Origin of the sequence: Halobellus sp. Atlit-38R (genome assembly GCF_003665925.1) — an archaeon.
GTDB lineage: Archaea > Halobacteriota > Halobacteria > Halobacteriales > Haloferacaceae > Haloquadratum > Haloquadratum inordinatus.
The window spans coordinates 72,743-85,943 of sequence record NZ_QXIJ01000013.1 but is presented as its reverse complement, the minus strand read 5'-3'; the positions used below and the strand labels follow the sequence as shown (position 1 = coordinate 85,943).

Sequence of the window (13,201 nt, the reverse complement as noted above, 5' to 3'; positions counted from 1 at the left end):
GGTGTCGCCTCTCGCTCCACAAATTCTAACTCCGGGAAGTCGCTAGCTTCGATGAGGCGGGTGGGTTTTGGCATAGGCACCAAGAACTCACGTCCGCCTCGTCCTTCGACCTTATCTGAACACTGCCGACGGCGACCACGCCAGACTTTTTGTGCGGGTGCGGAGAACTGTACCCTCGTATGGCCGTCCTGACAGCCCTCCGACAGAGCCCCGGCGCCCTCCTCCGAAATCCGGTGCTCTTCGTACCGATACTCGCACTGATGATCGTACAGTTCCCGATACTGCTCCTCCAGTCGGTCAATCCGCTGCTCGCGAGCGTCGCCTCCGCGGCGCTGTCGCTCGTGTTCGTCGCCGCGATGCCGTTCGTACAGGGCGGACTGTTCGCGATGGCTGACGAGGCTCTCGGCGGCCGAACGGCGCTCGGCACGTTCGTCGCTGCCGGTAAGCAGTACTACGTCGCGATCCTGATCGCGTATCTCGTCCTCGTCGCGGTCAACTTCGTGTTCGGGATGTTCGGATTCGCCGCGAGCATCGCCGGCGGCGTGCTGTTCCTCGGGAGCGGCGGCTTCCAGAGCGCAAGTCTCGCTGCGATCGCCGTGATCGGCGTAGTGGTCGCCGTGGCGTTGCTGGCGTACCTGCTGATCGTCTTCTTCGTCCAGTTCTACGGGCAGGCGATCGTCCTCGAAGACAGAGGCGCCGTCGACGGCCTCAAGCGAAGCGTCGCGGTCGTCCGCGGGAACCTCCTGAGCACGTTCGGGTACACGATGCTCGCGGGCGTGGTCGGTGGCCTCCTCGGGAGCGTCTTCGCCGTCAGTTCGTTCCTCCTCACGCCGAGCACGACGTCGAGTTCGGCGATGGGACCGGGGATGGCAGCGGCCGCACCGCAGACGTCAGCATCGATCGCTGGCCTCGCCGGGGCCACCGCGTTGATCGTCGTCCTCGGAACGCTGTTCGGCGGGTTCTTCACCGTGTTCTCGGTGTCGTTCTACCGCGAGATTACCAGGTGACTGTGACGTAGCCGCGTCGAGGTGTACATCTCCTCTCAGATCCGAGAGCGGTTCCCAACGACCGAGGGCGCACCGCAGAGGAGTTCGATGGGTGTCTACTCGGGTGCGTAGCCCTCGGCGCCCGTCGCCCGAAGGTACTCCTCCAGTAAGGTCGGGAACTGCCCGCCGCGGACGTAACGGAGGCCGAACTCGTCCGCCCACGAGATGATGCCCCGGTCTTCGGTGACGACGCCGGCGTCGAGTTCCCGCGCGAGCACGAGGAGGTCGAAGTCCTCCCGGGAGTCGAGGACGCCCTGCCGGAGCGCTTTGCGGTACTTGTCCCGCATATTCGAGAGGATTCGGTCGGCTTCGGTCATATAGTCCGCCGCGCCGTCGTCGATGTCGCCCTGCGCGAGGTTGGCCGGGTCGAGTTGTTCGACCTCGCGAAGCGCCTTCTCGGAGACGCGGAGGCCTCGGTCCACCCGGTCGCTCATCTCGTCGATGAAGTCGTAGACGATGTTCGCCGGGATAGTGACGCCGTAGCGGTCGGGGCTCTTGCGGACGACCCACGTGTCGAGCCGCGAGAATACCTCGTCGTCGACGTCGCGGTCGCGGAGCATCGTCGCGAGTTCGTCGTGAATGGAGGGCGGCATATGACAGGAGATGTTGAGTTCCAATCGGGCCGTCGCGACGAGGTCGAGCAGTCTGAGCACGGCGTCGGTCAGCGACTCGTCGTCCCGGCGGATCTCCTCGGTGATGAAGAGCGACGTGTCGAGGACGAACTGCTGGCGCGGAAGGTCACCGGGCATACCTCGCCCTTCGTGAGTGAACCCTAAAGAGGTCACCCCCTCTAGGGGGTATCGTAACTGTTCGGAGAGTCTCGCCGTATCGTCCGGCGCGAAATCTATCGAGACTTCCGATACTCCCGACTAGAGTTGATCGGACGCGCCACGGGCCGACTCTTTTCACCGAATCTCCCGGAGTATCCGTATGGACGAACGCGCGTGCTTCGAGCGGCTGGACTCGACCGCGTCGGATCCCGCTGGACTGTTCGAACACTTCGAGCAGCGCACGGTCGGCGGCGAAACAGTCTACGTACTTCCCGACTCCCGTCACGGCGTCGAGCGCGGGACCGTGATTCTCGGCGACGACGCCATCGTACGTGGCTATCCGAGCATCCCGCGCGTGCTCGCACTCGACGCCGGCGTCACCTCGTTCTTCGAGACCGACGAGACCGTCGTCGCCGAGGAGAAACTCGACGGGTTCAACGTCCGCGTCGCGGCCGTCGGGGGCTCGGACGAGCCGCTCGCGTTCACGCGCGGTGGATACGTCTGTCCCTACACGACTGCGAAAGCGCGAGAACTGCTCGATCTGGGACCCTTCTTCGAGAATCACCCAAAAAAGATGCTGTGCGCCGAACTGATCGGTCCCGAGACGCCGTACTCCACGCACGACTACGACGGCGTCGACTCGTACGCGATTCGCGTGTTCGACGTTCGCGACCGCGAATCGGGCGACCCGTTCTCGGTCTCGGGGCGACGTGATCTCTGCGAGCGGTACGGCTTCCCGCAGCCCCGGCTGTTCGGCCGATACGAGCCAACGGAAGTCCCCGAGCAGATTCACGCCGTCATCGACGACCTCGACGACGCCGAACGGGAAGGCGTCGTGATGAAGACGGCCGACAGCGAGTCGATGGTGAAATACACCACCGAGAGTCAGCACCACGACGAACTCGCGTACGCGTTCTCGCTGCCGTTCGATCTCGGTCGGGATTTCGTCTTCTCTCGGATCACCCGCGAGGCGTTTCAGGCCGCCGAGTTCGACGAGAGCGAAGAACGGCTCCGGGAGCGAGCCCACGACCTCGGCGAGTCGATCCTCCTCCCGGCCGTCGAGACCATCCGAGATGTCGACGCGGGTGAGACCGTCGGTGAACGACATCGTGTGCGCGGGGACGCCGACGAGCTCGACGCACTGCTAGAGCACCTGCGCGATCAGTCGCTGACGATCGAGGTTGAAGCGGATTACCGGGAGAAAGGCCACCGCGTCGTCGAGTTCTGCAAAGTTGCCGAATCCACGATCGACCGCGTCCAGTATTATCTGGATGGCGGTACCTACGACGAGTGAGCGCGAGAAAACCGTTTTAGTATATCGCCATAGGATTTATCGAAGATCGCGCACGTCTAACGAACGAGCGAGAAGAACACCTAGAACGCCCGAGAACCGCGGTTTGCGCCGATCTCGTTGAAGTCGTTCCTCAATGGCTCTCTATCGGCTCTCCGGCACCGATGACGAACTCCGCGTCCGCCGCAAAGCGAAGCAGCGCGCGGTCACCGAGATCGAGCGATTTCAGCTGTCGCCCTCGGGGATGATCGCCCAGCGAGTACGTGACCCGGCTGTAGGGCCAGAATCCGACGTCGCCGTCGAGGGTCAACGCTTCCCGTAGCACACGTCCGTCTTTGATTGTATAGCTCACCGACGACCGGGTTTGTTCGAACGTCGGCGGCCGTGGGATCGTTATATCGATAACGCGTTGATCGTTCACCGTGACGGTCGTTCGGCGTTCGGAACCCCGGTCGACGTGGGTGATGTCTCCGACTTCCTTCGGGTAGCCCCAGACGTCGACACCGAGCGCTTTCGCGGGTTCGGTAGTCACGGGAAGGTACCAGACGTACCCGCTCACGCCGTGAGTGAGAATCGACGCGTAGGGAGGTGGACCCGAGCCAGCAGTAGCGGGGACGAGAACGCCGAACTCGTTGTACGGTTCGATCTCACCGCGACGTCCGATTTGGTGGTACTCGACGCACAGGAACGTCACGCCGGCTCGGCCCGGCGTCAGTCGAATCGGAGTCAGCCCGTCCGGAAGCAATGCACGAGCAGCGAGGGGATCGGCCGACAGCACGACGCCGGTCATCCTTGCCTCCGTGACGAGCGGCAACTCTACTCGGTGGCCCGTGGAGAGTATGACAGTCTCGTTTTTCGTGTCGCGAGAGAGAGTCTCAAACATACTTGAGACGACGTCGACCAGCGCCAAGTGCATTATCGTGAACTACTCGTCTGCCACGACCGGAAACGGCACAGAGTAAACCAGATGGCGCTATACGAAATGCGTTGGCGCGCCGCGGTGAATCGGCAGATCGGCGACAAGTCGAAAGAAAACGGCAGCGACACGTGGACTACGAGAGAAAACCGCGATGCAATCGAGAGATCGACGAGGTCAGGAGAGTTGCTCGCCGACGATACGGTCGGCCTCGGCAACGAACTCCGTCTGTGTTCCGGTCGGGATCGTCGCGCCCGCGGCGACGTCGTGACCGCCGCCGTCGCCGCCGACCGCTCGTGAGGCCTCGCGCATCACGCGCGAGAGGTCCAGCCCTTTTCGGACGAGTCCGTGCGACCCGCGCGCACTGACTTTCACGTCCTCGTCGGACTTCTCCGCGAACGCGAGAATCGGGATGTCGCCGCGGACGCCGGAGGCTCCGACGGCCATCCCGGCGACGATGCCGACGATCGTCTCGCGGATGCGCGTGCCAGCGTCGAACCATTGGACGTTGTCTTCGACAGTCGTCCCCTCGTTTTTGACCCACTGCAGCCCTTCCGAGAGGTTGCGGCGGTGGTTTCGGAGGAGTTTACGTGCACGGGTGAGCGCGTCTTCGCGATCGCCCAGACACACCGCGAGGCCGACGTCGGCGCGCTCGTACCGTGCGGTCGCGTTCAGGAGCGTCGAGAACTCGCTTACGTCTCGGAGTTCGGTTCCGGGCGACTCGTCGGTGAGCGTGTAGGTCGTCCCGACGAGGTCGTCGATCCGATCTGCGGGGACGCCCGAAGCCATCGCGCGTTTCAGGAGGCCGCTCACGACGGTCTGTCGTTCGTCCATCGTCAGATCGACCCAGCGACGCCACTCGCCGTCGTCTTTCAGATCGAGATCGAGTCCCGAGAGGAACTCGATCGCGCCGTTTTCGTCGTTCGTGATCCCCGGAATCCGGACGTCGCTCGCGTATTCGAGGAACTTCGGAAGCGGGCGCGTCTGGCGGCCGTAGACGAGGAGGTCCGTGGCCTCCTCGAGCACGTCGGCGGCGACGCCCTCCTCGACGATGCCCTGATTCGCGCCCGAGAGCCCACCGTCGGTGCCCTGCATATCGCCGATCGCGCCGACGACCGCGAGGCCGGCGAGGTCGCGGTTGTCTCTCTCCGGGGGTTCGAGTGCGCGCGCGAGCGTGTAGCTGGCACCGGCCCCGGAGAGTTCCGACGCGCCGTCGAGCCCGAACAGAAGTGGGTTGAGGTGGAACGCCGGTTCGTCGATCCCCGCCGGAACGTCGGCCGGCTGGTGGTGGTCGGCGACGACAGGGGTGAACGCGCCGTCGGCCGCGTAGGGCGCGACGAGGTCCAACTGACCGCTTCCGAAGTCAGTGAACAGGACTGTGTCGTAGTCGGTGGCGGCGATGCGGGCGACCTCCCGCTCGTCGAGTTGCTTCGCGAACACGGTCTCGAACGGGATCCCAGCACGTTCGAGCGCCGTCGCAGCGATGGCTGCGCTCGTCAGCCCGTCGGCGTCGATGTGCGACGCGAGCAGCACGCGGTCGGCACTCTGTAGTCGCTCCGCGCAGGCGACCGCCCGCTCCCGCAGTTCGGGGACCGGTCCCTCGGCGCTCGGCGTCGTGTCCGCGCTCATATCCGGGCGTGGGGCGCTCTCGGATTTAAATCTGCGCTCCAGGCCGCCGCGGTGGCTCGCCGCGGCTCACGTACGACGGGTGACGAGCAGCAGGAGAAGCGTGGCCGCGCCGGCGGTGAGCGCCAGGAGCGCCCAGGCGGCGTCGTAGCCGCCGGTCTCGACGAGGAAGCCGAAGATCGGCGGCGTCACCACACCGCCGACGTTGATCGCGGTCTGCCCGCCGGCGGTCGCCGCGCCCACTTCGTCGCCGTCGGCGAGGTCGGTGAGACACGAGTAGAAGACGCCCGTCGAGCCGTGGATCGAGAGTCCGAGGCCTGCAAAGAGGACGAGCACGGTGACGAGCGATCCGGGATCGAACGCGAGCGTTCCGAACAGTGCGGTTCCGAGCCCGAGTTGGCCGAGCGCGACGAGGGCGGCACCCCGTGCGCCGCCGAGTCGGTCGGCGAGACTACCCGCGCCGACGCGGGCGACGCTCCCCGTGATCTGCGTGAGCGCGAGCGCGATCCCGCCGATGGCGGCGCTGGCACCGACGGCGTCCTGCACGTAGAGGACGATGTACCCGAGCATCGTGAAGATGGACGCTCCGAGAAACAGACCGGCCGCGACGAGGACAGCGTACGCGCGCTGCTCGAACAGGCCCGTCACGTCCGGGACCGAGAGCTCTCCAGTGCCCTCCTGCCCGCGGTAGCGCGCAGCGAACAGGGCAGCGTAGCCCACAGCCAGGATCGCGATCACCCAGAAACCGACCTGCCACGCGAGGACAGCAGCAACGCCCGTGACGAGGAGTGAGGCCGCCGCGCTGCCGGCGGTGACGCCGACCTGCTTGAGCCCCATCGCGAGGTTCGTCTGCCCGGCCGGCGCGTGCGCGACGATACCGCGGTTCGAGGCCGGCATCGCCGTCGAGTACGCCGCGCCGAGGACGCCGCCCGCCGCGAGAACGGTCGCGTACGTCGGCGCGAAGGACACGCCGACGGCGGCAGCAGCGAGCGCGAGCAGACCGGCGATCATCACCGGGCGTTCGCCGTAGCCGTCGACGGCGGCCCCGCTCGGAAAGAGCGTCACGGTGTAGCCGACGAGCGCGGCCGTCAGAAAGAGGCCGACGAGTGACTCAGAAAGCGTGAACGACTCGCGGACGAATCCCGTCGCGGCGAAAATGCTGTAGTAGCAGAGACTCGCGGCCGTCTGCCACCCTGCGACGAGACCGACCGATCGCCAGTCACGCGACACGCTCGCGTCGTCGGAGTGCAGCGGACTTCACGCTGTCGAGTCGGCGGCGGTGATCGGGGACGCGAGTGATACCAGCACGACGGCGTGCTAACTCACTCGTGGTACGTCGGCGCGGCGGTTTCGACGACCTCGGTGGCCAGTTCCTCGAACGTCGCGTTCTCGGGGACGACGTCGACGCGGATGCCGTACCCCTCGGCTGTCTCCCGCGTCGGGTCACCGATGACGCCGACGACGGCGCGGTTCAGGCCGGCGACGGCCTCCTCTCGGACGCCGCGTTCGTCGGCCGCGTCGAGGAAGTTCGCGACGGTCAGCGACGAGGTGAAACAGACGGCGTCGAGTTCGCCGCCCGCGGCCATCACCGTCGACTGGCCGGAGCCCTCGGGGCGGACGAGTCGGTACAGAACCGTCTCGTGCACGTCCGCGCCCGCGTCGCGAAGCCCGTCGAGTAAGACGTCGCTGCCGTGATCGCTGCGCGCGACCTCGACGCGGCGGCCGTCGACCTCGTCTGCGAGCGTCTCGACGAGGCCCGACGAAGTGTACTCCTCGGGGACGATGTCGACGGTCCAGCCGGCGTCGCGAGCGGCGGCAGCAGTTCGCGGACCGATGCAAACGAGCGTCGCCTCGCCCGGACTCCAGCCCGCATCCGCGAGGAGTTCGACGCCGGTCTTGCTCGTCAGAACGACGATATCCGGATCGGGGGTGTCGTCGGCCCCATCGGGAACCGCGCCCGTCGGTTCGACTGCGAGCATCGGATCGGGAACCGGAGTCGCGCCGAGGGAGTCGAGAAGTTTGACGGCCTCGGCCATCCGTTCGTCGTCGGGGCGGAACACGGCGACTCTGACGTCGCGGGTCATTCGTCGGCCACCTCGACGGCGTCGCCCGTGCGGTTCCGCAGGAACTCGACGACGCGCTCACGCGTCGACGCGACCGCGCCGATCACGGTGATCGCGGGCGGTTCGATCCCCTCCTCGTCGCGGACGTCGACGATCGTATCGAGCGTTCCGGTCGCGACGCGCATCTCCGGGCGCGTCGCCCGCTCGACGAGCGCCACGGGCGTGTCGGGGGGCATCCCGGCGTCGCGAAGCGCGGTAGTGTAATCCGGCAGTTTCCCGACGCCCATCAGGACGACGATAGTGCCGCCCGTGGCCGCGAGCGCCTCCCAGTTCACCGCCGACTCCTCTTTCGTCGGGTCCTCGTGGCCCGTGACGAACGAGACCGACGAGGCGTGATCGCGGTGCGTGACGGGGATGCCGGCCGTTCCGGGGCCGGCGATCGCCGACGTGATTCCGGGGACGATCTCGAACGGGATTTCCTCGCCGGCGAGGTGTTCCATCTCCTCGCCGCCGCGGCCGAAGACGAACGGGTCGCCGCCCTTCAGCCGGACGACGGTCTTCCCTTCGCGGGCGAGTTCGACGAGTCGGCGGTTGGTGTACTCCTGGGGCGTCCACTCGCCACCGGCGCGCTTGCCGACGTCCTCGCGTTTCTCCTCGGGGATCGACTCGATGATCTCCGGGCCGGGAAGCTTGTCGTGGAGGACGACGTCGGCCGCTTCGAGGAGTCGCTTCGCTTTCACCGTGAGTAGTTCCGGGTCGCCGGGGCCGCTACCGACGAGATAGACCATCCCGACGTCGGTGTCAGCATCCGATTCGGCTGCCGCAGCGCCGCCCGTCGCATCGCCGTCGACCGCGTCGGCTGTCGTCTCGTCTTCCATCGTCACTCCTCCGCGGCTTCGCGCGCCTCGGCAATCAGGTCGTCGGCGCCCCGCTCGGCGAGTGCGTCGGCGAACTCGGCCGCCGCGTTGGCGTGGTCGTCGACCGGCAGGTCACGGCTCGCCTGCACTTCCTCCTCGCCGTCGCCGGAGAGGACGCGAGCGGTCGTGTGGACGTGCTTCCCCTGCAGTTTCGCGTGGACGCCGATCGGGGCGATACAGCCGCCACCGAGTTCGGCAAGCACCGTCCGCTCGACGGTCGTCTCGACGCGCGTCCGCGGGTGATCGAGCGTCGAGCGGATCTTCTCGGTCGCGTCGCTGTCAGCCCGGGCCGTGATCGCGATCGCGCCTTGGCCGGGGGCGGGGACGAACGAGGCCGGATCGAGGCGCGCGTACTCGACGTGGTGGAGCAGGCCCGCGCGCCGCAGGCCGGCCTCCGCGAGGACGATGGCGTCGTACTCGACGTCGAGTTCGCGTTCGAGCGCGCGGCGTTCGATCTCCGCGAGGCCGTCGAACCACTCCTCGATCGACTCGTCGAACTCCGATTCGTACTCTTCGCCCTCCGCAGACGCCTCTGCAGCGTTGCCCTTCTCGTCGCGGTCGGCGTCGACGCGCCGTTCGTGTTCGGCCTGTAGCTCGGGCGCGAGGAGCTTCTCGATCCGCGTGTCGACGTTGCCGCGGAGCGGTTCGACCTCGAGATCCGGACGCGTCGCGAGAATCTGCGCCTTCCGGCGGAGCGACGACGTCCCGACGACGGCCCCGACGGGCAGGTCTTCCAGTGCGGTCCCGTCGGTCGTGAGGAGCAGATCCACGGCCGAGGCGCGCTCGGGGACGCCGGCGACGACGAGGTCCGGCGGGCGCTCGGTCGGCATATCCTTCATCGAGTGGACCGCGGCGTCGACCTCGCCGTCGAGGACCTTCTCGTCGAGGGCGCGGACGAACGCGCCGGTCTTCCCGAGTCGGTGGATGAGTTCGTCTCTGATCTGGTCGCCGCGCGTCTCGACTTCGACGAGTTCCACGTCCAGTTTCCGGTCCGAGAGCGAGTCTCGGACGCTGGCTGCCTGCCGGAGCGCCAGGTCCGAACCCCGCGTCGCAAGTCGGAGTGTCCCGCGAGTAGTCATTGCCGAATCCTCGACGGCCACAGGTGAAAAGGCCACCACTTCCGTCCCGAAGGTGTCACTGGCGGAGTGAGCTGTCGGGACCGCCGCGAACGGTGGACCGAAACCGACTCACTGCGGCGCTCCGAATGGGCTCGCGTGTCCCTCGCTACCCGGGTCGTCGACGAGTTCGGCGAGTTCCTCCACGTCGCAGTGCTGTGGTTCCTGCTCAACTCGGCGTTCACGCCGGTGAGCGTCGTCACGTCGGCACTGCCGCTGTCGCCGCCGGGACAGGAGCTGTACGCACCGATTCTCTCGGTCGCTGGCGTCGCCGTCGTCCGATACTACGACCCCTCCTGGGAACTGTTCCGCGGCTTCGTCGTCGGCGTCGCGACGATGGTGACGTTCCTCGCGCTACACGTCTTCTCGGGGCTCGGGCGCGTCGTCGCCGTGGGCGGGTCGTGGCGCGCGTTCGGACTCACATTCACGTACTGGCTCGTCGCGCTCGCTGTCGGGGTCGCGCTCGCGCACCCGCGAACGTGGCGATGGTTCCGGGCGTATATCGGGGTCGAGTCGGGGTGAGAGACGACACGCTGGCGACCGACGGGTGGTCTCAGGGCGTGCCGACCGCGACGTGCCGCTTGTAGAGGTAGTACAGCGCCAGCACGACGCTCAGCGTGAACGCGCTCAGGACGACCGTCGCGAGCGCCGCCAGGCCCCAGACGAGCGGGTCGGGCGTCCACGACGCGTCCGATTCGGCGATCGCTCGCGCGTCGACGTAGGTCGCGACCGGGAACAGGATGGTGAGGACGAGGCCGAGAAGGCCCAAAACGGGGAGGACGATGAACGCCCCGAAGACCGTCGCGATCCCGCCGGTGAGGAACAGATCGAACAGGAACGCGCCGACGAACAGGACGGCGAGGACACCGCCGAGGACGACGTACAGCGGGATCGCGGCGATCCAGTACCACCACCGGGAGTCGACGCTCGCGCGCGGGAGGAGATCACCGATCGGGTCGTCGAAGTCCTGCGCTTGCTCGCCAACGGACGAGGACGCGTCGCGTTCTCGCGACTGCTCGTCAGTCGGGGGCATCGGCTCGTCGGTCGGCGGCGTCGGAGTGTCGTCGCCGGAGGAGGACTCGTCGCGTGGAGGGCTCGACATACCCCTCCGTACGCCGGTATCCTACAAAAAGTCCGGGACCGTGCCGAAACGACCTACAGCGCCTCTTTGTACGCTTCGAGCGTCTCCTCGACGTCCTCGTCGGTGTGGGCGTAGGAGACGAACTGCGATTCGAACTGATTGGCGGTGAGGAAGATGCCCTGCTCTTTCATCTCCTGCCAGAAGATCCGCTCCCAGCGCTCGGTCTCGGCGTCGGCGACGTCGGCGCCCGTCTTCGGACAGTGGTCGTACCGCGCGCACGACTCGCGCTGTCGGCAGCCGGCGTCACAGACGTCGGCCTCGGCCGAGGCGGGGCCGTCGCGCGTGAAGACCGTCTTGAACATCGAGTCGGTACCGACGACCGTGTAGGCGGGCGCCTGATCGGCAGCGATCTCGGCGATGCCTTCCCGCAGGCGCTCGCCGAGGCGGTTCACGTGCTCGTAGACGTCGTTCTCGGCGGCGTAGGTGAGGTACTCGTAGCCGGCGGCCATCGTCACGGGGTGTCCCGAGAAGGTGCCGGACTGGAAGACGTCGCCGGCGGGCGTGAAGTGCTCGATGATCTCCGAGCGGCCGCCGATCGCGCCGACGGGGAACCCGCCGCCGACAATCTTGCCGAACGTCGTCACGTCGGGCGTGACGCCGAATTTCCCCTGCGCGCACTGGAGACCGCCGACGCGGAAGCCCGTGATGACCTCGTCGAAGATCAAAAGGGAGTCGTGGGCGGCGGTCAGTTCGCGGAGGCGTTCGAGATAGCCGTCCACGGGCAGGACGATGCCCGTGTTGGCGAGAATCGGTTCTGTCAGGACCGCGGCGATTTCCTCGCCGTGCGCTTCGAAGACGCGCTCGATCGCCTCCTCGTCGTTGAACGGGACCGGGATCGTGTGCTCCGCGAACGACGAGGGGATGCCGGGCGTGCTCGGTTCGGCGTGTTCGGGGCCGCCCTCGACGAGCGTCGACTCCTGGGCGCCGTGGTAGCCGCCCTGCATCACGACGATCTTGTCGCGGCCGGTGTAACCGCGAGCCAGGCGAACAGCCGAGACGGTCGCTTCGGTCCCGGAGTTGACGAAGCGGATCATCTCGACGGAGGGGACGTGTCGGGCGACGAACTCCGCGAGGTCGACTTCGATCTCCGTCGGTGCGCCGTACATCGGGCCGTCGGCGGCGTGGGACTGGACAGCGGCGCGAACTGGCTCGGGCATATCGTGGCCGTACAGCAGCGGGCCGTAGCCCATCACGTAGTCGATGTAGCGGTTGCCGTCGGCGTCGACGACGTGTGCGCCGTCGCCGCGCTCGATGAAGAACGGATACGGTCGGGTCGCCCGAACCGAGGAGTTGACGCCGCCGGGGAGCACCGACAGCGCGCGGTCGTACAGCGCCCGCGACTCGTCGTGGTTCATACGCCTCGGTTCGACCGGCGCGTCCAAAATCCTTGTCGCTTCGCGCAGTCGTCGGGCAGACGTGAGTGTTCGTAGCAGGCGGTGTCTGAAACCGGGGACCACTCACTCGCCGCGGAGCCACCCGAGTGCGTCCGAGTCGTCCCCGTCGGCGGCGGAGACGGCCCGTTCTGACGCCTCAGAGTCGCGTCCGTCGGCCGGGCCGCCACCGTCCTCCGGGACCACGAACCGATCGGCGAGCAGGAGGCCGACCGCGTCGTTCAGCGCGTGAATGGCGATCAGCACCGGCAACGATCGAAACCAGAGATACAGCAGCGTCGTGACGAGCGCCGGCTGGGCGATTCGGGCGACGGCGTCCCGGTCCCACGTGTCGCCAGTGTGACCGAGCGTGAACGCGAGAAAGGCGATCCCGCCGGAGAGCGGGACGTTCCCGGTGAGCGCGAGCAGGCGTTCGAGCGCGTAACCGTGGAAGGCGGTCTCCTCGGTCGCGCCCGCGGTGAGCGCGACGAACAGCCGTTCGGGGACCGACAGCGACGCGAACGTCCCGAGACCGGCCGCGAGGCTCTCGCCGCCGTCGCCGACGCGCGCCCACAGCGGCGAAAAGAGGATGTTCATCCCGAGCATCACCGCGAGACCGACGCCGATCTGGAAGACGAGCCGTTCGACGGAGTCGATCCGCCAGCCGATCGAGGCCAGCGAGTTGCCTTCGAGGGCGACAGTCACCAGCAGGAGTCCCGGAACCACCCACTTCCAGACGTGCTCGCGGAGGTCGGTGGCCAGCGGACTCGCGTCCGCGGGGGGCGCGGACGGGGTGTCGTCAGCGCGTCCGCCCGACTCTGCGGCGACGGCGCCGCGAAGTCGGTCGAGTAACTCGAAGCCGACGAGCGCGACGACGAGTCCGAGGGCGGTGACCGGCGTCAGTTCCACACCGGGAGTGCGGTGAGCGCCCGTCTTTGCTCTTTCT

The 13,201-nt window shown here is 67.2% G+C and carries 13 protein-coding genes; 3 read left to right on the top strand and 10 right to left on the bottom strand.

The annotated features are described in order from the left end of the window. Positions 1–179: 179 nt before the first annotated feature. On the top strand, positions 180–1,007 hold the full coding sequence (locus tag D3D02_RS15090; protein ID WP_121570819.1) for a hypothetical protein: 828 nt from the start codon (positions 180–182) through the stop codon (positions 1,005–1,007). 95 nt (positions 1,008–1,102) lie between these two features. Here D3D02_RS15090 and D3D02_RS15085 read toward each other — a convergent pair whose 3' ends face one another. Continuing rightward, positions 1,103–1,795, bottom strand: a complete 693-nt coding sequence (locus D3D02_RS15085; RefSeq protein WP_121570818.1) for an RNA ligase partner protein — start codon at positions 1,793–1,795, stop codon at positions 1,103–1,105. A gap of 181 nt (positions 1,796–1,976) precedes the next feature. On the opposite strand from D3D02_RS15085, the gene D3D02_RS15080 reads away from it, so the two are divergent. Continuing rightward, positions 1,977–3,110, top strand: a complete 1,134-nt coding sequence (locus D3D02_RS15080) for an RNA ligase (RefSeq protein WP_121570817.1) — start codon at positions 1,977–1,979, stop codon at positions 3,108–3,110. A gap of 130 nt (positions 3,111–3,240) precedes the next feature. Here D3D02_RS15080 and D3D02_RS15075 read toward each other — a convergent pair whose 3' ends face one another. The 6 genes from D3D02_RS15075 to hemC all read right to left on the bottom strand — a co-directional run bounded on the left by D3D02_RS15075 (position 3,241) and on the right by hemC (position 9,708). After that, positions 3,241–3,921, bottom strand: a complete 681-nt coding sequence (locus D3D02_RS15075) for an acetoacetate decarboxylase family protein (protein ID WP_199723113.1) — start codon at positions 3,919–3,921, stop codon at positions 3,241–3,243. Positions 3,922–4,200: 279 nt separating this feature from the next. Then, the gene (locus D3D02_RS15070; protein WP_121570816.1) at positions 4,201–5,652 is read right to left on the bottom strand and encodes a DHH family phosphoesterase; all 1,452 of its coding nucleotides are present in this window, start codon (positions 5,650–5,652) and stop codon (positions 4,201–4,203) included. Positions 5,653–5,718: 66 nt separating this feature from the next. Then, entirely contained in the window at positions 5,719–6,879 is a 1,161-nt protein-coding gene (locus D3D02_RS15065) for an MFS transporter (RefSeq protein WP_121570815.1), read from the bottom strand. 92 nt (positions 6,880–6,971) lie between these two features. Beyond that, positions 6,972–7,733 carry a uroporphyrinogen-III synthase gene (locus D3D02_RS15060; protein WP_121570814.1) on the bottom strand — a complete coding sequence of 254 codons (762 nt, stop codon included), beginning with the start codon at positions 7,731–7,733 and terminating at the stop codon, positions 6,972–6,974. Further along, entirely contained in the window at positions 7,730–8,590 is an 861-nt protein-coding gene (gene cobA / locus D3D02_RS15055; protein ID WP_394337731.1) for a uroporphyrinogen-III C-methyltransferase, read from the bottom strand. The genes D3D02_RS15060 and cobA overlap by 4 nt, the downstream gene beginning before the upstream one ends. Before the next feature lie 2 nt (positions 8,591–8,592). Then, positions 8,593–9,708: a hydroxymethylbilane synthase gene (gene hemC / locus D3D02_RS15050; protein WP_121570824.1), complete on the bottom strand. Its 1,116-nt coding sequence runs from the start codon at positions 9,706–9,708 to the stop codon at positions 8,593–8,595. A 135-nt stretch (positions 9,709–9,843) separates the two neighbouring features. Between hemC and D3D02_RS15045 the strand changes: the two genes are divergently transcribed. Then, entirely contained in the window at positions 9,844–10,266 is a 423-nt protein-coding gene (locus tag D3D02_RS15045) for a hypothetical protein (protein WP_121570813.1), read from the top strand. Between the two features lie 31 nt (positions 10,267–10,297). Here the strand turns inward: D3D02_RS15045 and D3D02_RS15040 are convergent, their stop codons facing one another. From D3D02_RS15040 to D3D02_RS15030, 3 genes are all read right to left on the bottom strand, one after another. Further along, complete coding sequence (locus tag D3D02_RS15040) at positions 10,298–10,846, bottom strand: hypothetical protein (protein ID WP_121570812.1); 549 nt, start codon at positions 10,844–10,846, stop codon at positions 10,298–10,300. A gap of 53 nt (positions 10,847–10,899) precedes the next feature. Beyond that, the gene (locus D3D02_RS15035; protein ID WP_121570811.1) at positions 10,900–12,240 is read right to left on the bottom strand and encodes a glutamate-1-semialdehyde 2,1-aminomutase; all 1,341 of its coding nucleotides are present in this window, start codon (positions 12,238–12,240) and stop codon (positions 10,900–10,902) included. Positions 12,241–12,342: 102 nt separating this feature from the next. Beyond that, positions 12,343–13,164, bottom strand: a complete 822-nt coding sequence (locus D3D02_RS15030) for a type II CAAX prenyl endopeptidase Rce1 family protein (protein WP_121570810.1) — start codon at positions 13,162–13,164, stop codon at positions 12,343–12,345. Positions 13,165–13,201: the final 37 nt, after the last annotated feature.

What these genes read in the sequence shown, in the direction of transcription:
- D3D02_RS15090 (WP_121570819.1), top strand. Translation starts at nt 180, where the DNA reads ATGGCCGTCCTGACAGCCCTCCGACAGAGCCCCGGCGCCCTCCTCCGA.
- D3D02_RS15085 (WP_121570818.1), bottom strand. Translation starts at nt 1,795, where the DNA reads ATGCCCGGTGACCTTCCGCGCCAGCAGTTCGTCCTCGACACGTCGCTC.
- D3D02_RS15080 (WP_121570817.1), top strand. Translation starts at nt 1,977, where the DNA reads ATGGACGAACGCGCGTGCTTCGAGCGGCTGGACTCGACCGCGTCGGAT.
- D3D02_RS15070 (WP_121570816.1), bottom strand. Translation starts at nt 5,652, where the DNA reads ATGAGCGCGGACACGACGCCGAGCGCCGAGGGACCGGTCCCCGAACTG.
- D3D02_RS15060 (WP_121570814.1), bottom strand. Translation starts at nt 7,733, where the DNA reads ATGACCCGCGACGTCAGAGTCGCCGTGTTCCGCCCCGACGACGAACGG.
- cobA (WP_394337731.1), bottom strand. Translation starts at nt 8,590, where the DNA reads ATGGAAGACGAGACGACAGCCGACGCGGTCGACGGCGATGCGACGGGC.
- hemC (WP_121570824.1), bottom strand. Translation starts at nt 9,708, where the DNA reads ATGACTACTCGCGGGACACTCCGACTTGCGACGCGGGGTTCGGACCTG.
- D3D02_RS15040 (WP_121570812.1), bottom strand. Translation starts at nt 10,846, where the DNA reads ATGTCGAGCCCTCCACGCGACGAGTCCTCCTCCGGCGACGACACTCCG.
- D3D02_RS15035 (WP_121570811.1), bottom strand. Translation starts at nt 12,240, where the DNA reads ATGAACCACGACGAGTCGCGGGCGCTGTACGACCGCGCGCTGTCGGTG.